This is a genomic window from Chryseobacterium sp. SNU WT5 (genome assembly GCF_007362475.1).
Lineage (GTDB): Bacteria > Bacteroidota > Bacteroidia > Flavobacteriales > Weeksellaceae > Kaistella.
Genome location: NZ_CP041687.1, coordinates 229,990 through 248,224 on the forward strand (window position 1 = coordinate 229,990; position 18,235 = coordinate 248,224).

General features: G+C 34.3%; 20 protein-coding genes. 7 read left to right on the plus strand and 13 right to left on the minus strand.

All coding sequences use genetic code 11. From position 1 onward, the window contains the following. Positions 1 to 2 precede the first annotated feature (2 nt). The 5 genes from FNJ88_RS01095 to FNJ88_RS01115 form a co-directional block, all read right to left on the minus strand. Positions 3 to 1,421: an anthranilate synthase component I family protein gene (locus tag FNJ88_RS01095; protein ID WP_143851325.1), complete on the minus strand. Its 1,419-nt coding sequence runs from the start codon at positions 1,419 to 1,421 to the stop codon at positions 3 to 5. A gap of 280 nt (positions 1,422 to 1,701) precedes the next feature. Then, positions 1,702 to 2,175: an efflux RND transporter periplasmic adaptor subunit gene (locus FNJ88_RS01100; protein WP_185145840.1), complete on the minus strand. Its 474-nt coding sequence runs from the start codon at positions 2,173 to 2,175 to the stop codon at positions 1,702 to 1,704. A 13-nt stretch (positions 2,176 to 2,188) separates the two neighbouring features. Continuing rightward, on the minus strand, positions 2,189 to 2,761 hold the full coding sequence (locus tag FNJ88_RS01105; RefSeq protein ID WP_143851327.1) for a cytochrome b/b6 domain-containing protein: 573 nt from the start codon (positions 2,759 to 2,761) through the stop codon (positions 2,189 to 2,191). A gap of 15 nt (positions 2,762 to 2,776) precedes the next feature. Next, on the minus strand, positions 2,777 to 3,298 hold the full coding sequence (locus FNJ88_RS01110) for a TolC family protein (protein WP_185145841.1): 522 nt from the start codon (positions 3,296 to 3,298) through the stop codon (positions 2,777 to 2,779). A gap of 110 nt (positions 3,299 to 3,408) precedes the next feature. Next, positions 3,409 to 3,717 (minus strand): hypothetical protein, encoded by a 309-nt coding sequence (locus FNJ88_RS01115; protein ID WP_143851329.1) that lies wholly within the window; start codon positions 3,715 to 3,717, stop codon positions 3,409 to 3,411. Between the two features lie 293 nt (positions 3,718 to 4,010). Here FNJ88_RS01115 and lysS point away from each other — a divergent pair, with 293 nt between their 5' ends. The 4 genes from lysS to FNJ88_RS01135 all read left to right on the plus strand — a co-directional run bounded on the left by lysS (position 4,011) and on the right by FNJ88_RS01135 (position 9,657). Next, a complete protein-coding gene (gene lysS / locus FNJ88_RS01120; RefSeq protein ID WP_143851330.1) occupies positions 4,011 to 5,711 on the plus strand; it encodes a lysine--tRNA ligase in 1,701 nt (566 codons plus the stop codon). Between the two features lie 216 nt (positions 5,712 to 5,927). Beyond that, positions 5,928 to 7,862, plus strand: a complete 1,935-nt coding sequence (gene gyrB / locus FNJ88_RS01125; protein ID WP_143851331.1) for a DNA topoisomerase (ATP-hydrolyzing) subunit B — start codon at positions 5,928 to 5,930, stop codon at positions 7,860 to 7,862. Positions 7,863 to 7,943: 81 nt separating this feature from the next. After that, on the plus strand, positions 7,944 to 8,753 hold the full coding sequence (locus FNJ88_RS01130) for an RsiV family protein (RefSeq protein ID WP_143851332.1): 810 nt from the start codon (positions 7,944 to 7,946) through the stop codon (positions 8,751 to 8,753). Between the two features lie 52 nt (positions 8,754 to 8,805). Further along, the gene (locus tag FNJ88_RS01135; RefSeq protein ID WP_143851333.1) at positions 8,806 to 9,657 is read left to right on the plus strand and encodes a diacylglycerol/lipid kinase family protein; all 852 of its coding nucleotides are present in this window, start codon (positions 8,806 to 8,808) and stop codon (positions 9,655 to 9,657) included. Here the strand turns inward: FNJ88_RS01135 and FNJ88_RS01140 are convergent. The 8 genes from FNJ88_RS01140 to FNJ88_RS01175 are packed head-to-tail and all read right to left on the minus strand — an operon-like array spanning position 9,654 to position 15,373. Next, on the minus strand, positions 9,654 to 10,967 hold the full coding sequence (locus tag FNJ88_RS01140) for a cryptochrome/photolyase family protein (RefSeq protein WP_143851334.1): 1,314 nt from the start codon (positions 10,965 to 10,967) through the stop codon (positions 9,654 to 9,656). The genes FNJ88_RS01135 and FNJ88_RS01140 overlap by 4 nt on opposite strands. Further along, positions 10,960 to 11,610, minus strand: coding sequence for a MarR family winged helix-turn-helix transcriptional regulator (locus FNJ88_RS01145; RefSeq protein WP_143851335.1), 651 nt, complete (start codon positions 11,608 to 11,610; stop codon positions 10,960 to 10,962). The genes FNJ88_RS01140 and FNJ88_RS01145 overlap by 8 nt, the downstream gene beginning before the upstream one ends. A 24-nt stretch (positions 11,611 to 11,634) precedes the next feature. Then, a complete protein-coding gene (locus FNJ88_RS01150; RefSeq protein ID WP_143851336.1) occupies positions 11,635 to 12,330 on the minus strand; it encodes an SDR family NAD(P)-dependent oxidoreductase in 696 nt (231 codons plus the stop codon). Positions 12,331 to 12,344: 14 nt separating this feature from the next. Further along, positions 12,345 to 12,485, minus strand: a complete 141-nt coding sequence (locus tag FNJ88_RS01155) for a DUF2256 domain-containing protein (protein WP_143851337.1) — start codon at positions 12,483 to 12,485, stop codon at positions 12,345 to 12,347. A 6-nt stretch (positions 12,486 to 12,491) separates the two neighbouring features. Then, positions 12,492 to 13,115 carry a flavin reductase family protein gene (locus FNJ88_RS01160; RefSeq protein ID WP_228414544.1) on the minus strand — a complete coding sequence of 208 codons (624 nt, stop codon included), beginning with the start codon at positions 13,113 to 13,115 and terminating at the stop codon, positions 12,492 to 12,494. 1 nt (position 13,116) lies between these two features. Next, complete coding sequence (locus tag FNJ88_RS01165) at positions 13,117 to 13,353, minus strand: TIGR03643 family protein (protein ID WP_143853845.1); 237 nt, start codon at positions 13,351 to 13,353, stop codon at positions 13,117 to 13,119. 35 nt (positions 13,354 to 13,388) lie between these two features. After that, positions 13,389 to 14,708 (minus strand): ABC1 kinase family protein, encoded by a 1,320-nt coding sequence (locus FNJ88_RS01170; RefSeq protein WP_143851338.1) that lies wholly within the window; start codon positions 14,706 to 14,708, stop codon positions 13,389 to 13,391. Next, the gene (locus FNJ88_RS01175) at positions 14,708 to 15,373 is read right to left on the minus strand and encodes a TetR family transcriptional regulator C-terminal domain-containing protein (protein WP_143851339.1); all 666 of its coding nucleotides are present in this window, start codon (positions 15,371 to 15,373) and stop codon (positions 14,708 to 14,710) included. The genes FNJ88_RS01170 and FNJ88_RS01175 overlap by 1 nt, the downstream gene beginning before the upstream one ends. An 86-nt stretch (positions 15,374 to 15,459) precedes the next feature. Here FNJ88_RS01175 and FNJ88_RS01180 point away from each other — a divergent pair, with 86 nt between their 5' ends. The 3 genes from FNJ88_RS01180 to FNJ88_RS01190 are packed head-to-tail and all read left to right on the plus strand — an operon-like array spanning position 15,460 to position 18,235. Beyond that, positions 15,460 to 16,929, plus strand: a complete 1,470-nt coding sequence (locus FNJ88_RS01180; RefSeq protein WP_143851340.1) for a phytoene desaturase family protein — start codon at positions 15,460 to 15,462, stop codon at positions 16,927 to 16,929. A 2-nt stretch (positions 16,930 to 16,931) separates the two neighbouring features. Next, a complete protein-coding gene (locus tag FNJ88_RS01185; protein WP_143851341.1) occupies positions 16,932 to 17,777 on the plus strand; it encodes a phytoene/squalene synthase family protein in 846 nt (281 codons plus the stop codon). Continuing rightward, the gene (locus tag FNJ88_RS01190; protein WP_143851342.1) at positions 17,777 to 18,235 is read left to right on the plus strand and encodes a hypothetical protein; all 459 of its coding nucleotides are present in this window, start codon (positions 17,777 to 17,779) and stop codon (positions 18,233 to 18,235) included. Before FNJ88_RS01185 ends, FNJ88_RS01190 begins: the two co-directional genes overlap by 1 nt.

The window sequence follows — 18,235 nt, forward strand, 5'->3', positions numbered from 1 at the left end:
TCTTAAATTGATTCTGCTTTCTTAACAGCCATTTTCAAGGCATTCAGTTTATTGTTCACTTCCTGCAATTCATTTTCTGCCGTAGACTTCGCCACAATTCCGGCCCCTGCTTGATAATAAAGCGTGTTGTTTTTACTTAGAAAAGTCCGTATCATAATCGCCTGATTACAACTTCCGTCGAAACCGACAAAACCTATGCAACCTCCATAAAACGAACGCGAAGTTTTCTCATAAGAATCAATTAATTCCATTGCTTTGTATTTCGGTGCGCCACTCAAAGTTCCTTGTGGAAAAGTAGTTGCAATCATTTCGTATGGATTTTGATTTTCTTCAACATCGGCTGTAACTTCACTGACCAAATGAATCACATGAGAAAAAAACTGAACTTCTTTCAATTTCGTCACCGTCGTGTTTTTTCCGCAAATACTTAAATCATTTCGCGCTAAATCTACCAACATCGTGTGTTCTGCGTTTTCTTTCGCATCTTTCTTCAATTCTTCTGCCGCTTCTAAATCTTTCTGAACTTCTCCAGTTCTTTTAAAAGTTCCTGCAATGGGATGAATGATCGCTTTTCCATTTTTAATGATCAGTTGACTTTCCGGACTGGAACCCATTAATTTGTAATCGCCGTAATCGAAGTAAAACAAATAAGGTGAAGGATTAATATGACGCAAAGCACGGTAAACATTGAATTCATCACCATTAAATTTCTGTTCAAATCTTCTACTCAAAACCAATTGAAAAACATCACCACGGAAACAGTGCTTTTTTGCAGTTTCAACCAATTCGCGATATTCTTCATCTTTTAAATTGGACGTTTCATAATCAGTTATTTTAAAAGGAAAAATAGGAGCATTTTTTTGATTAATCAAATTTTCGATTTCGATGGTATTTGATTTTAAACCGTCGATTTTATTTTCAATAATGAACATTTCATCGTTGTAATGGTTAATTGCGATTACATATTGGTAAAGGCGATATCTTAACAACGGAATTTTATTTTCTTCTGAAAGTTCTTTAAACTTGATGTTTTCAAAGAACGGAATTGCATCATAACTCGTATAACCAAAAAATCCTTGGGCGCTTTTTCCAATTTCTTTGGAAGGTTCTTCGCAAATAAAACTTTTGGTAAAATCATTGAGTAATTCACTCAATTTTTCTTTTTCTAAAGCGATTTTCTGAGGATTACCAAGAGGAAATTTAATTTCTGCTTCATTGTAATTTCGGATTTCAATTCCGGCAACCGCATTGATGGCGATGAAAGAAAAGTTGTTATCGGTATTTTGATTTCCGGCACTTTCCAACAAAATGGTATCACGAAATTTATCACGAAGTCGCAAGTAAATTCCTACCGGCGTGAAGAGATCGCTCATCACTGATTTTATGGTTGTTTTTATATTTATTGTGGTGTCGAAATTCATTTGGCTTCTATTTTTTAATAATAATATTCATAGGATTGCATCCTATTCTTCGATAAATCGTCCCTTCGGAACTTCATGTTATTTTTTTAAATTTTTGCATAAAAAAAGACTTCAACGGAGCCCGTCAAAGTCTTTTATATATGTTTTTACAAACAGAATACAAGATTTGCTTCAGACCCTAAAGGAGTTTGAATGCCACCACCAAGTATTGTTTGTTGCTATAATCATGGGAGCAAATATATAAATGTTTTTTTTATCTGCAAGTAATTTTTTAAAAAAATTATTCTCCCATATTTTTCACGGCCATTAATAATTGATAAGCACCTTTGGTCACAAACTTTTTGCTTTTATTTTCTTCTTTAAAATTTAAAAGTTCCGTAAAACCATTTTCAGAATTTGCCAGCAAATAATCCTGCTGCAGTTGCACCAATTCTGGATTTTCTAAAGTTGCCAAAGTTTGTCCTTTTTTAACATAATTTCCCGGCATAAATCTAGAGACTCGAATGTAGCCGCCGCTTGGTGCAGAAACACTTGCCATTCCCTGCGGTGGAACATCAATCTGTCCGGTCAGCATAATCTTGTGCGCAATGTCGAGATTGTTTAAAGTGTTGGTTTCAATACCCGAATTTTTGATCTGTAAATTGGTTAAAGAAACCTGATCTCCAGAGACGGTGCTCATTTCTTCCTTCACCACTTCTTCTTTGGAACAGGAAAAAATCGTCAGGCTTAAAAGTATAATAAGTAATTTTTTCATTATCATCATTTTGTTATTCAGAATCACCGCCAATCATCTTAGAGGTGATTCCTTTTCGATTCGTATTTTCTGAAATCGCAATTCCACCCAAGTGTAAAAGAACGAAAATCGGCATCCAATAAATGGCGAGTTTGTGGGTTGTTTCTGCTAAATCACTGAGAGATTCGGAGCCGATTTCAAATTTCAAAATGCCTCCCGTTATTATTTGAGCGGCAATCATTAAATAGAAACCAAGATAAATAAATCCTTGAAATCTTTCTTTGCCTGAAGTGGTTTTTGAAAAAGGATTCGGAAATTTAATTCCTTTTACGATCATATAAATGATTCTGACAACAAAGGCGAAAGTAATGATATAAGCCGCGTAAACATGCCATTCAAACATAGGATCCTGAACAGAATGAACGATGGTTCGAAGGCTTTGTTTATCTAAATTCAAACTTTGAATTTGTGAATTTTTATTAACGGCTTCTGAAATTACAGTTTTGCTCATCCAAACCATTCGGAGAAAGCCGGTGGTAAACAAAACCAGCATAAATACTGCAAAAACCCAGTGAAGGATGCGGTGTAAGACGGTATATTTTTTCATTTTAAAAATATTAAATTATTGTTGCGTTAAATTATTGAGTTGAATGATTTTCTCATTCAGTAATTTCTGAGTGTCGATGAGTTTGTTTTGAATGTCTAAACTTTGGTTGATGAGAATAGACCATTGCAGGTAATTAATTTCACCTTCATAATACAATCGGTTTGCAGTTTTCATAATGGTTTTAGCATTTTTTAAACCTTTAGATTTGTAATAATCGGTTTCATTTTTTAGTTTTTCATATTCACCAAATAGCGAAGCATATTGATGTTTAAGATTTTTTGAACCGAGTTCGTAATTATTTTCAGCAATCAACTGGTTTATTTTCTGACCTTCAATTAATGATTTTTGGGCTGTATTAAAAAGTGGAATAACGACGTCAATCATTCCGGTATGAAAACGTGATGATCTTTCATAAAACTGATCATCGGCGCCAGTTCCATACATGCTGGAATTATTATAACCAATATTAAAAGTCGGCAAAAGTTTCGATTTCTCTGCATTTAATTTGGCGAGTTCGATATTTTTCTGCTGTTCCAATTGTTTTAAAATGACTGGATTTCCTGTTTAATTTAAATCCTAACAAAACGGCAATTAAAACCTGTCAAACTTTATAAATTTGACACGATAAAACACAAGGAAATACTTAATTAGATTTTAGGTGGCTCCCAAATTTGCTGAAATACAGAGGGATAATATTTTTCAGAATAAGAAAAATTAGGTGAATAATCAACATGCATCGACTGATGCTGAATATTTAAAGTTGGTTTTTCCGGTGGAATATTTAAAGTAATTGAACTGCTTGAAAAATCGTGCGTTTTAAAAGGTAATTTCATATCCTCGGCATAGTCGTCATCTAAGATTTGTTCATCAAGATAATGCATTGTAAAAAATGCAAAGATTGAAATTTCGTGGTTTGCAACTTTATGTGAAATGTAATGTTCAATTAATCTTGGCATTTTCATAACTTGTCTAATTTCACTGAAAGAAGTGAGATAAGTAAACAGCAACAGATAAATAAACCATTTTTTCACAATACAAATTTACCAAAAATTGCAGATAGAAGTACCAAAATTGAATATTTGTAATGAATCCAAATAAATATCATGTTATTTTAAAAAGAAAACTTCAAAAATAGCCTCAATTCATCAACGAAAAGAAATTAAGACTATTCTTACAAAACGCTGCTAATTTCTACTTCCGATCTTCACTAAAATTTTACTAAATTTGCAGACTTAAAATAGCAAGAAAAATGCAGTTATCAGAACAGGAAATCATCAGAAGAGAAAAGTTAAAAACCCTTGAAAAAATGGGGATCAATGCTTTTCCGGCCGACGAATATAAAATTACAGAAACCACCAAAACCATTAAGCAGGATTTTGTCGAAGGTAAAAAAGTAACGATTGCAGGTCGATTGATGAGTAGAAGAATTCAAGGGAAAGCAAGTTTTGCCGAACTTCAGGATTCGGAAGGAAAAATTCAGGTTTATTTTAACCGTGATGAAATCTGTACTGGCGAAGATAAAACCCTTTATAATGACGTTTACAAACATCTTTTAGATATTGGTGATATCATCGGAATTGAAGGTGAATTGTTCAACACTCAGGTTGGTGAAATGACTGTTAAGGTTACAAATTTCAAAATTCTAACCAAATCTTTACGTCCACTTCCTTTACCGAAAGTGGATGCCGAGGGAAATGTTTTTGATGGCTTTAATGATCCAGAACTTCGATACAGACAACGTTATGTAGATTTAATCGTAAATCCTCATGTTAAAGAAACATTTTTAAAAAGAACTAAAATGTACAATGCAATGCGTCAGTTTTTCAATGACGCAGGCTATGTTGAAGTAGAAACACCCGTTTTGCAGGCGATTGCAGGTGGTGCCGCAGCAAGACCTTTTATGACGCATCACAATGCTTTGGATATTCCTTTATATATGAGAATTGCTAATGAATTATATCTAAAAAGATTGATTGTTGGGGGATTTGATGGCGTTTATGAATTTTCGAAAAACTTCAGAAATGAAGGGATGGACAGAACGCATAATCCAGAATTTACCGTTATGGAAATTTATGTAGCCTACAAAGACTACTATTGGATGATGGATTTTACCGAAAAAATGATAGAACATTGTGCTATGGCCGTAAATGGAACAACCATCGCTCAATTTGAAGATCAAGAAATTGATTTTAAAGCGCCTTACGCAAGAGTTTCCATGACGGAAGCAATCATCACATATACCGGCTTTGATATCACTGGAAAATCTGAACAAGAGCTTTTTGATTTTGCAAAATCCATCGGAATTGAAGTGAACGAAACGATGGGTAAAGGAAAAATAATTGACGAGATTTTTGGTGAAAAATGTGAAGGAAACTTTATTCAACCAACTTTCATTACCGATTATCCAGTCGAAATGTCGCCTTTAACCAAGAAACACAGAACCCAGGAAGGTTTAACGGAACGTTTTGAATTAATGGTTTGTGGTAAAGAAGTCGCAAATGCTTATTCGGAATTAAATGATCCAATTGATCAAAGACAGCGTTTTGAAGCACAATTAAAACTGGCCGAAAAAGGCGATGATGAAGCAGGACAATTTATAGATGAAGATTTCTTAAGAGCGTTGGAATACGGAATGCCGCCAACCTCAGGAATGGGAATTGGTATGGACCGTTTGATTATGTTTATGACGAACAATCCATCTATTCAGGAAGTTTTATTCTTCCCGCAAATGAAGCCGGAAAAAGCAACTCCAGCTTTCGAATTGGATGATGACGAAAAACTGGTTTTAGAGATTCTTAATTCTTCAGATGAACCAATGACATTGGGATTGGTGAAAGTTAAAAGTAACCTTTCTGGAAAGAAATGGGACAAAGCAGCGAAAAATCTTACGAAATACAATTTGGTTAAAGTAGAGAAAATTGATGATGTGGTTTTAATGAAAATTCTATAAACGAAAAGTTTTACAATATCTAAATCCTCAAAGTTTTGAGGATTTTTTCGTTTCAAGTTCGGTGCATTTTATGACTTCAATAACTTTGATATTTGGACGAAATTCACTATCTTTGTTAGTCTTTTGAAATGGAAGATTTACACTCCATTTTCAGCAAAATTTAATTAAAATGTATTTAAAATTCAGAGCCACTTCGCTTTGATGAATAATAAAAATATGAGCCAAAAAGAATATACAGCGAGTAGTATACAAGCACTGGAAGGGATGGAACACGTGAGAATGCGTCCGTCAATGTACATTGGAGATGTAGGAACAAGAGGTTTACATCATTTAGTTTATGAGGTCATCGATAACTCGATAGATGAGGCATTAGCTGGTCACTGTGACACGATCTCTGTAGTAATCCACGAAGGTGAATCTATTTCGGTAAGAGATAATGGTCGAGGAATACCTGTTGATATGCACGAAAAAGAGCAAAAATCAGCATTGGAGGTGGTAATGACCAAGATTGGTGCTGGTGGAAAATTCGATAAAGATTCTTATAAAGTTTCTGGTGGATTGCACGGTGTAGGTGTTTCTTGTGTGAATGCCCTTTCTAACTCACTCATCGCAACGGTTTATAAAGACGGTAAAGTTTACCAACAAAAATATTCGAAGGGAAAAGCTTTAGCAGACGTTGCTGAAATCGGTACTACTGATCAAAGAGGAACAGAAGTTTTCTTTCAGCCTGATGACACTATTTTCCAGGAATTGGTTTACAGCTATGATACGCTCGCCAGCAGACTTCGCGAACTTTCATATTTGAATAAAGGAATTACAATCACTTTAACAGATGAAAGAGTTGCAGATGAAGAAGGAGTTTTAAAATCCGATACCTTCCATTCTGAAGGTGGACTGAAAGAGTTTGTTGAATATATCGATGGAAACCGTGAAAGCATTATGAACAATGTGATTTTCATGGAAGGTGAAAAAGATAATATTCCGGTAGAAGTTGCGATGAGATACAACACTTCTTACAACGAGAATCTACACTCTTACGTTAATAATATCAATACCCATGAAGGTGGAACTCACCTTGCTGGTTTTAGAAGAGCTTTAACGAGAACGCTGAAGAAATTTGCTGATGAATTAGGACTTCCGGCCAAGGAGAAGGTAGAAGTTATGGGTGATGATTTCCGCGAGGGATTAACTGCCGTAATTTCGGTAAAAGTAATGGAGCCTCAATTTGAGGGACAAACCAAAACGAAATTAGGAAACTCCGAAGTTTCTGGTGCTGTGGATAAGATCGTTGGAGAAATGCTAACCAACTTCTTAGAAGAACATCCTAACGAAGCAAAACTGATTGTACAGAAAGTAGTTCTTGCAGCAAAAGCAAGGCAAGCGGCCAAGAAAGCACGCGAAATGGTACAAAGAAAATCGCCAATGGGCGGTAGCGGATTACCTGGTAAACTTTCTGATTGTTCTTCTAAAGATCCTGAAATTTCTGAACTATTTTTAGTCGAGGGAGATTCAGCAGGTGGAACAGCAAAACAAGGTCGTGACCGTCATTTCCAGGCAATTCTACCTCTAAGAGGTAAAATTCTGAATGTTGAAAAATCGATGCTTCATAAAGTATATGATAACGAAGAAATTAAAAATATTTACACGGCACTTGGAGTTAGCGTAGGTACAGAGGAGGATAGCAAAGCTTTGAATATCGCGAAATTAAGATATCATAAAATTGTGATCATGTGTGATGCCGATATTGATGGTGCTCACATTGCAACTTTAATTATGACGTTTTTCTTTAGATACATGAAGGAACTGATTGAGAATGGATATATCTATATTGCTCAACCACCTTTATATTTACTAAAAAAAGGAAGTAAAAAAGTTTATGCTTACAATGAAAAAGAGCGTGAAGAAATTACTTTGGAAATGTCACCAGACGGAAAAGGGGTTGAAGTTCAACGATACAAAGGTCTTGGGGAAATGAATCCTGAACAACTTTGGGACACGACACTGAATCCTGAAAGAAGAATGTTAAAGCAAATTAGAATCGAAAGCTTAGCAGAAGCAGATAACGTATTTTCGATGTTGATGGGAGACGAAGTTCCACCAAGACGTGCATTCATCGAGAAGAACGCGATTTACGCAAAAATTGATGTATAAACTATTTCTTTTAAATACAAAGCTGTTCATCTATCGAACAGCTTTTTTTTTGCACTAACAAAAAAAACCTTAAATTTAGCTATGAAAAAATTTTTAGCACTTCTAACCCTATCTTCAATGTTGATAATCGGATGCAACAAAGAAAAGACTAAACAGGAAAACAATGCAACTTCTGACAGTTCTTTAGTAAATCCATTATCCAAATTTGCGGTGGATTCTTTGAAGTTAGAAGATTCTCTACGTATCGATAAAAACCTGTCGTTAACTTTCAGTTCAAAAATTATAACATTTTCTGGATTGGAAAGCAAGACACTTCTGGATTCAATCTATGCACAAGAAGATCTTATTTTGGAAGATTATTCGAAAGAAAACTTAGCAAAAGCACTCCATCATAAAATGCAAAATTACTATGATGAGGAAAAGCTTTCTTTAAAAGAATATAAACCAGAATTCTCACAATTTTGGAATATGACTTCTGCCATGGAGATGATATCCCACCAGAATCAATATCTAACAATACAATATACCGGAGATGGTTATACTGGTGGAGCACATGGTTATTACTATGAGAAATACAAGGTATTTGATCTAAAAAACAATAAAACAGTGCAATTATCAGATGTCATTACGGAAGAAGATTCCAGTGTCTGGAAGAGGATTCTTATGGATAACTTTCTGAAAAATGATTCTGAAAACAAACAGTCAGAAATGCTTTTAGTAGAAGAAATTCCGTTAAATAATAATTTTTATTTCGACAAAGAAAATCTCTATTTTCTGTACAACCAATATGAAATAACAGCGTATGCTGCAGGTCCTGTTTTGATTAAAATTCCTTTTAGCGATATTAAACCATTTCTAAATTCGGACTTTAAAAAGAGAATGAATTTATAATAACAGTTACAAAAGCAGATATTGTCATTCGCTTTTTTTATTTTTGCTCCCCATGGAAAATATCGCCTTTATCATCAATCCTTTTTCTGCGAAGAGAAATTACCAACCATTTTTAGATTCACTTCATAAAGAGGTTCCTGAGCCTAAATTTTATATTTCTGAATCAGTAAAAGGAACAGAAGATTTTATCACAGAGCATTTTGATTCAATTGATCTATTCGTTGCAGTCGGTGGCGATGGCACTATTGCTTCTGTCGCGAGAAAGCTCATCAACACTGATAAAATTCTTGCCATATTTCCAGCAGGATCAGGAAATGGTTTCTCAAATGAAAATAATTTCACGAAAAATTTGAATGAGCTTCTATCAAAAATAAAATTGAGAAATTATCGGGAGATTGATACGTTTACAGTGAATGACAAAATTTCCATTAACGTTTCCGGGACTGGCTTCGATGGGAAAGTAGTAAAAGAATTCGAAAAAACGAACCGTGGTTTCAGCAATTACATTAAAGTTTCCATTAAAACTTTTTTAAATTATAAACCCATTAAGATAAAATTCACATCAGAATCGTTTAAAAAGCATGATGGCGAATATTTAATGTTGAACATCGCAAATACGCGCCAATTTGGGAATAACGCATATATCGCCCCACATGCAAGTACCGTAGATGGATTAGCAGAAGTCGTTTTGGTTAAAAAATTCCCTTTATATTATGGTGGACTATTTGCGGTGCGCATGTTTTCTAAAACTTTAAAAGAAAACAAATACCTCACCTTTCTTTCAGTTCCTGAAATTGAATTTACGGTAGACACTAAGGATTGGCATTTAGATGGTGAATACAATAGAATAGACTCTCCTATTCGTATTAAAGTTTTACCTAAAAGCTTGAGAATTTTAATTTAATTAATCGTTTCAGCGGATTCCAGCCCTTTTTTATATGTTTCCAAAGCCCGTTGTCTGGCAAATTTATACTCAATTATCGGTTCTGGATATTGGGAAGTTCCATATTCCGCTACCCAGTTTTTAATATATTTGAAATCGGGATCAAATTTTTTCTGCTGCTCCGTCGGATTAAATATCCTGAAATAAGGCGCCGAATCACAACCTGTCCCTGCACTCCACTGCCAGTTTCCGTTATTAGCTGATAAATCATAATCAAGCAGTTTTTCGGCAAAATAAGCCTCACCGATCCGCCAATCCATTAAAAGATGTTTGGTGAAAAAACTGGCACAAACCATTCTCACACGGTTGTGCATAAAACCAGTTTCGTTTAATTCCCGCATTCCCGCATCTACAATAGGATAGCCTGTTTTTCCATCCTGCCACTTTTTTAAACTTTCATCATCATAAAGCCAGGAAATATGATCATATTTTTTCTTAAAAGATTGATGAACTACTTTTGGGAAATGATACAAAATCTGCATGAAAAATTCTCTCCAAATCAATTCCTTCAAATAAGTTTCATTGAGTTTTCTCGCTTCAGCACCCAATTTTCGAACGCTGATCGTGCCAAAACGAAGATGAACACTTATTTCAGAAGTCGGCGTCGTAGGAAAATTTCGGGTTTCGTGATAGGTTTTTAAAATTTCACGATTTATTTTAGGAACTTCAAATTGATACTCCGTTTTTATAAAACCAATTTTTTCTAAAGTAATTTCCTGTTTTTCAAGGTCAAATAAGTTTTCTAATAATTTTTCACTTGGGTAAAACTCAGTTTTTTGTGAATGATATTTTAGCAACCACTGTTTTGAATACGGCGTATAAATGGTATAAGGTGTTCCATCAGATTTTAAAATATCATCTTTATGATAATGAACTTGATCTTTAAAAGAATGAAAAGTAATGCTTCTTGAATTTAAAAAGTCTTTAATCTCCAAGTCTCTTTTAATGGCAGAAGGTTCATAATCTTCATTACAGAAAACACTTTCTATTTTATAATTTTCAGCGAGTTCTTTAAAAACATTTAGAGGTTTTCCGTGTAGAATTTTAATCGACTTTCCGGTTTTCTCTAAAAACTGATTTAAAACCTGTAAAACCTGAACAATAAAATCTACTCTTTTATCTTCCTTATTTTCTAATTTTGAAAGAATTTCGGTATCAAAAATAAAAATGGGTAATACGTTTTCAGAAGATTCCAAAGCTTTAAAAAGTCCGTGATTATCGGTTAATCTCAAATCTCTTCTAAACCAAAAAATAGAAATTTCGTCAGTCATTATCTACCAATTTCAAGATTTCTTCTGGCGCTTCGTTTCGCAAATTAGTGTAAATCGTATGGTGAAAAGTGTTGAGTTTTTTCAGTGATCCCAACAACTGTGTTTTCTCTTCACCTGTCAGTTTACCAGACATAATTTTAGAAACTACAGTGATATCTTTCATTGATTCCTGGAAGACTTTTTTTCCTTTTTCGGTCACTGAAATTCGGGTACTTCTTTTATCATTTTCATCCGGGCTTTCTACAAATAGACCATTCCGCACCAAGCGTTTGATGATCTCAATACCTGATTGTTTTTCGTGTGCGTTTTTCTCAATCAGCTGCATTTTCGTCAACGACGGATAATCCATCATTCTAAAAAGATAGGTGAAATCTTCATTCACTAAATCGGGATGATTTTCCAATGATTTTTTAATTAAATGTTTAGAATATCTTCCCAACATAATTACCTGTTTGGCGATTTCATTTTCAAGGTCGAAAACTTCTAAATCAAACTTTTGAGTTAAATTTCTAGGGGTTTCTTTTTCGTATGCTTTCTCATTTAAATATAATCGAAAATCTTCTAAACTCGTCTGCGCGTTTGGTTGTGCTTTTTGAAAGGTATCCAACTCTGATAAAATATCAATGATTAAATTTAATTCCATGTTGTAATGGTTTATATCGTTTTGTTATAGTTTAATATTACCTAATCCACCGTCTAGACCGATAATTTGTCCAGTCATCCAGGAACTTTTTTCCGAGAGAAGAAACTCAACCAACTGAGCACTGTCTTCTGCTGACCCAATTCTTTGCAACGGATGTCTTTTTGCCGAAGCGACTCTCTTCTCCTCTGTAGAAAGCATTTGTGCGGCTAAAGAAGTATCTGAAAGTGACGGCGCAATTACATTAACCCGAATATTTGCCGACGCCAGTTCTGCTGCTAAACTTTTGGCAAAACCTTCGATCGCCCCTTTACTCGCTGCAATTGACGTGTGAAATGGCATTCCAACTTTCGCTGCAACAGTGGAGAATAATACGATACTTGCAGCTTTCGATTTTTTCAACGCTGGTAAACATTTCTGAATTATCCGAACTGCTCCCATAAAATTCTGATTGAAATCCGCTAAAAAATCTTCTTCGGTCAGTCGATTAAACGGTCGTAGATTTATGGAACCCGGACAAAAAACAAGGCCATGTAATTCCTCAGGCAAAGATATCTCATTCAGATCATCTTTGGAAACATCTAATTCAAAAAATTGTGTTCCTAAACTTGCTAATTCAGGAGTTGAATTTCGGGAAATCGCAAACAGATTTTCATCTTTTAAAAGTTTGCAAGTCGCGAGTCCAATTCCTTTTCCTGCACCTACGATAAGTATATTTTTCATTTTATATTTCTTAATTATCCTTTATTTCTCTTACATTTCTCACTGCAGTATTTCACATTTCCCCAATCTTTCGCCCATTTTTTCCGCCATGAAAAAGGTCTCTCGCAAACTGGACAAATCTTGTGGGGTAAATGTTTCTTTTTACCGTGTTTCAACGTGATTTAAGATTTTGCATAAGGCAATTGCTCAATAAACTCACTGGTATAATACGCATCTAAACCTCCGCTCAACAATAGGTCATTCGGTTTCACCAAGCCATCTTCCGCGAGACGATTTTTGGGAATATGAACCGTTTCAACACTTCCAATGACCATAATGGTTGCATTGATTTCAATATTGATGATCTCTTGTAATTTCATTTCAATTTTAATTTCTGCTTCTTTCAAAAAAGGCGTCAAACAATTTCCTAAATATTCAGGTGTCAAACCTGTGGCGTCAAACTCTGAAATTTCCTTTGAATATCTCGCCGAAGTCTGATGTGCTTCCTTCAACCATTTTTTATCGATGAAATTTAAAGTGTAGCTTTCAGTTTCTTTGATGTTTATTAAAGTATCCCGCTCCACAGAATCAGGTCTCGAAATAAATCCAAACAAAGGTGGATGCGCACCTAAATGTATTATGGAATTAAAAATCGCAACGTTTTCCTGACCACTTTTAGATTTGGTTGAAATCAAAACAACCTGCCGAATTCCTGCCAAAGAATTGATCAACTTCGTTCGATACAATTTTTCAGTCCTCGAAATATCTTCCACAGTCATTGTCAAAATCTTTTCTTCTTTCTGCATCCTATCTTTTGCTAATTTTATTTCCAGAAATCGTTCTTTGTCGGGTGCACTTGAATCGATCTATTTCACTATTTCTTTTAAACAAATGTTTTTGACTCACCCCAGAATTTACTCTCGCTCGCCACAAGTTGAAAGAACTTCTCTTTAATTCTTTTCTCATCAGCGCAATCACGTCTTTTTCTGCCAACGCGAATTGATAAGTGATGGCTTCAAAAGGCGTTCGGTCTTCCCAAGCCATTTCGATAACCCGGTCAATTTGGGCAATGGTTAAACTCAATTGTTGGTGAAATTTTTATAGTTATTAATCACAATATTTTTTGATTGAATATCGTGCATCAGATTATATAAACCGAAAAATGTTCTGTTCATATAAATAAAATGTCGAGATCCACGATTCGCATTTCTCCCTTTTATCTGGGTGTTTTTTGCATATTTCTGTCCAAGATCTGCGATGGCTTCAAAGAATTTACCATCCGAGAAATCAAAGTTTTCTTCCTGGAAAGGCGTTGTAAATAAATACAATAACTCATAGAAAATCTCGGTAAAGAATTCTTTCTCTTCCGCTGAATCATCTGGACGAATGATTTCTAATTCTAATAATTTTTGATCCAAAAACGCTCTGTTCTCTAAATTTTCGCGAACCGCCAATTCAAAATAAGGAATATAAAAATCTTCAGGAATCGTTTTCATACAACCAAAATCGATAGCGATCAAAGTACCCTCTTCCGAAACCAAAAAATTCCCTGGATGCGGATCAGCGTGAACTTTTCTAAGTTTATGAATCTGGAACATATAAAAATCCCATAAAGCCTGACCAACTTGATTTGCTAATTTTGGGTCTTTATTTTCAGCACAAAACGTAGAAAGATGTTTTCCGTGCATCCAATCCATGGTTATTATTCTATCATTTGAATATTGAGGATAATAATTTGGAAAAGCCAGATTCGGTAGATTCTCACATTTTTGTCTTATTTCTAAACTCTGCGTAATCTCTAAATTATAATCGGTTTCTTCCAGCAATTTATCTTCAACTTCTTTGAAGTATTGATCTGAGTTTTTTCCTTTAATATTGAACATCTTCATCGCAATCGGTTTTACCATCGCTAAATCAGAAGAGATCGAATCAGAAACTCCCGGATATTGAATTTTAACAGCCAGTTCTTTTCCATCTTTCATGGCTTTATGAACTTGTCCAATACTTGCAGCATTGGTAGAATTTGGCTCAAAATGATCAAACAGTTCATTGGGTTTTTTACCAAAATAATTTTTGAAGATCTTGGCAACCAAAGGTGCAGATAAGGGCGGAACCTGAAACTGAGACAAAGAAAATTTTTCCACATAAGCAGCCGGTAAAATATTCTTTTCCATACTGAGCATCTGAGCAACTTTTAAAGCACTTCCTTTTAGTTCTTTTAAACTGTCATAAATGTCGGTTGCATTACTATTATTAAGATTCTCCTTCGCTTCTTCTTCCGTCTTAGTGATTTTCTCACCGTAATATTTTAAGTAATTTACGCCAACTTTCGCACCCGTAGAAATCAATTTACTGGCTCGCTGGATCTTACTCGTTGGTATTTTATCTAATGTTTTCATTATTTATTTTTTACTTCATTAAAAAGAAATTTTCCTAAATCGATTAATTTCTTTAATGGCTTTACTTCAAATAGTTCAAAACTGGTATCAACTGATTTCTCAATAAAAATATCTGTTTTTTCAAAGTTTGGACTGGTATCTTCGATCCAAAATTTTAAGGTTGCGATGAAATGTCCCCAGTATAATTCTTCGATTCCTTTATTTTTAAATCGCTCCATCTTCTCCATTCGGTCACTAACATCATCCATTAATGGTTCAGAAATAGCTAATGATTTAATAAATCTTTGAAACTCTTTTTTAAGAGACCACAATTTTTTTACGTTTTCTAAATAATTTTTGTCTTGCCCAATCAGGTAGATCACCAAACTTCTATTTAAAGTAAGTTGCTCGAAAAAAGTATAATAAAAAGAAAGTAATTTGTTTTTCGTATGATCCATATAATAGGAATCTTCTGCCGTGATCAACATGATACTTTGATCCATAAAAAACCTGAGGTAATCTGCTTCTACTTGTTCAAAATTAGCATAGAAAGAATAAAATTCTGATTCCGTTAAATCATGTTCGTCGCAGAAGGTAAATACATTGAGTGGCTTCTTATTATTTCTAAGAACATACTTTGAATAAAGATCTAATATTTTTTCCTGAGTTAATGCTGTACTTTTCATATCTTGGTTTAAATTAAAGTACAAATTTAGTAAAAATATTTTCTATTTTAGAAATAAAAGTATATTTTTGTACCATTATTTAAAACATGAAGAAAGTTGTTATTATTGGTTCCGGATTTTCAGCGATTGCTTCTGCCTGTTATATGGCGAAGGCAGGCTATGCTGTTCAGGTTTTAGAAAAAAACGAACAACTTGGTGGCCGGGCTTCTCTGTTAGAAATAGATGGATTCAAATTCGACATGGGACCAAGTTGGTATTGGATGCCGGATATTTTCGAAAGATTCTTTTCTGATTTTGGAAAAAAAGTGTCTGATTTTTACGCGTTAAAAAAACTTTCACCAGGTTATAGAGTCTATTTCGGCAAAAATGATTATATCGATATTTCTGATGAGCCTGAAAAAATTATTGCAAAATTTGAAGAAGTAGAACCCGGAAGTGGGAAACATCTTCGAAGATTTATGGAAGATTCGCGTAAGAATTATGAAATCGCCATGACTGATTTGGTTTATAATCCCGGCAAATCTCTTTTAGAATTAGTGAGTTTTGAAACGGCAACAAGATTAAATCTCTTTGTTCAAAATATTTCACAGACCGTTCGCAAAAACATTAAAAACCCAAAACTTCAGAGTATTTTAGAGTTTCCCGTTCTTTTTCTGGGTGCTAAACCCCAGAATACGCCAGCCTTTTATAATTTCATGAACCATGCCGATTTTGGTTTAGGAACTTGGTATCCGAAAGGAGGTTTCAATGCGGTTGCTTTAGGAATGGTGAAATTGGCTAAAGAATTAGGTGTGAAATTTCACATCAATCAAGAAGTTATTAAGATAGAAACCGAAAATAATCAGGCAAAACGGGTGATTACGACCACTGATGTCTTCGAGGCAGATTTAGTTATTTCTGGAGCAGATTATGCCCACACTGAAAAATTACTAAACGCTGACCAGAAAAACTATGATGATGAGTATTGGTATAAGAAAGTTTTCGCACCGTCGTCCTTCTTATATTATGTTGCTTTTGACAAAAAAGTCCCGGAACTTCAACATCACAATTTATTCTTTGACACCGATTTCGAACAGCACGCAGTGGAAATTTATGATGAACCAAAATTACCGACAAAACCTTTGTTTTATGCCAATTTCTCTTCAAAAACCGATTTAGATTTATGTCCAAAAGGAAAGGAAACTGGATTTTTCCTAATTCCAGTTGCAGTTGATTTAGAAGACAATCAGGAAATTCATGATCAATACTTTGAATTAATTATGGACAGAGTTCAAAAAAACATCGGTGTTGATTTAAGAAGTTCAGTGATCTTCAAAAAGAGTTTTGGAGTCAACGATTTCAAAGAACGGTACAACTCTTGCCGAGGTAATGCGTACGGTTTAGCCAATACTTTACTACAGACCTCTATTCTAAGGCCAAGCATCAGCAATAAAAAAATAAAGAATCTTTTCTACACCGGTCAATTGACCGTTCCCGGACCAGGCGTGCCACCCGCGTTAATCTCCGGAAAAGTAGTGACCGATTATATTCTTCAACATCAAAACAAAATATTCTAACCATGAATAATTTAGAAATTTTTAACTCGTTTTGCGGACAATCTTCCAAAATGGTTACCGAAAAATACAGCACCTCGTTTTATAAAGCATCGTCACTTTTTAAACCAGAGATTCGTCAGCACATCTACAATATTTATGGCTTTGTACGATTGGCAGACGAAATAGTGGATACATTTCATGATTATGATAAAGTGAGATTGATGGCTGATTTTGAAAGCAATTACAAGACAGCGCAGGAACATGGCATTTCTTTAAATCCAATCTTACATTCTTTTTGTTTGACCCAAAGGGAAAAGGCAATACCGCAAGATCTAGTAGATGCATTTCTGACTTCAATGAAAATGGATTTGGGCGAGATCAAAGATTTAAATGATGAAAAATATAATGAATATATTTACGGTTCTGCGGAAGTGGTGGGTTTAATGTGTTTGAAGGTTTTTGTTGATGGAAATGTTGTAGAATACGAAAAACTGAAACCTTACGCCCAAAGTTTAGGAGCAGCATTTCAAAAGATTAATTTTTTAAGAGATATCAGTGCTGATTTTAATGATCTGAACAGAACTTATTTCCCCGGCGTTGATTTTCAAAATTTCACGCACCGAGATAAAGTAGAAATTGAAAATGATATTGCAGCAGATTTTGCACATGCTAAAATAGGAATCAAGATGCTGCCAATATCCAGTAAACTTGCCGTTTTTATGGCGTATAAATATTACTTTAACTTATTTAAGAAAATTAGGAAAACGGAGGCAAAATTACTTTTAACCAAAAGAATACGTGTTTCTAATGCAAGAAAAATGTATCTTTTCGGTGAAATGATTCTTAACAAAAACTTGAATTTGCTTTAATGAAACGATTGGCCAGCTTATTACTATTATTACTATTTAATTCGATGTTTTCACAAAATTTAAAAGAGTATCGCTCTTTAATTAAATCCAGTAAGGATTCTGAAAAAGCGTCGAAAACTTTGATAGAAAAATCGACAAAGACCTATAATACGACAAAGGAACCCATATTTGCAGGTTTTATCGCTGTTGGTGATTTTTTTATGGCTAAACATGCTTTTAATCCTTTAAAAAAGATATCGCATTTTAACCACGGAAAAAAGATGCTTGAAATGGCATTAAAGGCAGATCCTTACAATCTTGAATTGAGGTTAATGCGATTGATGGCGCAAGAAAACATACCCAAAATTTTAGGATACCATCATGATATTGAAGAAGACCGAAATATACTGATCAAAGGATATAAAAAAATAGATGATCCTGATTTGAAAAACTTTATCATCGAATATTTAAAACTTTAA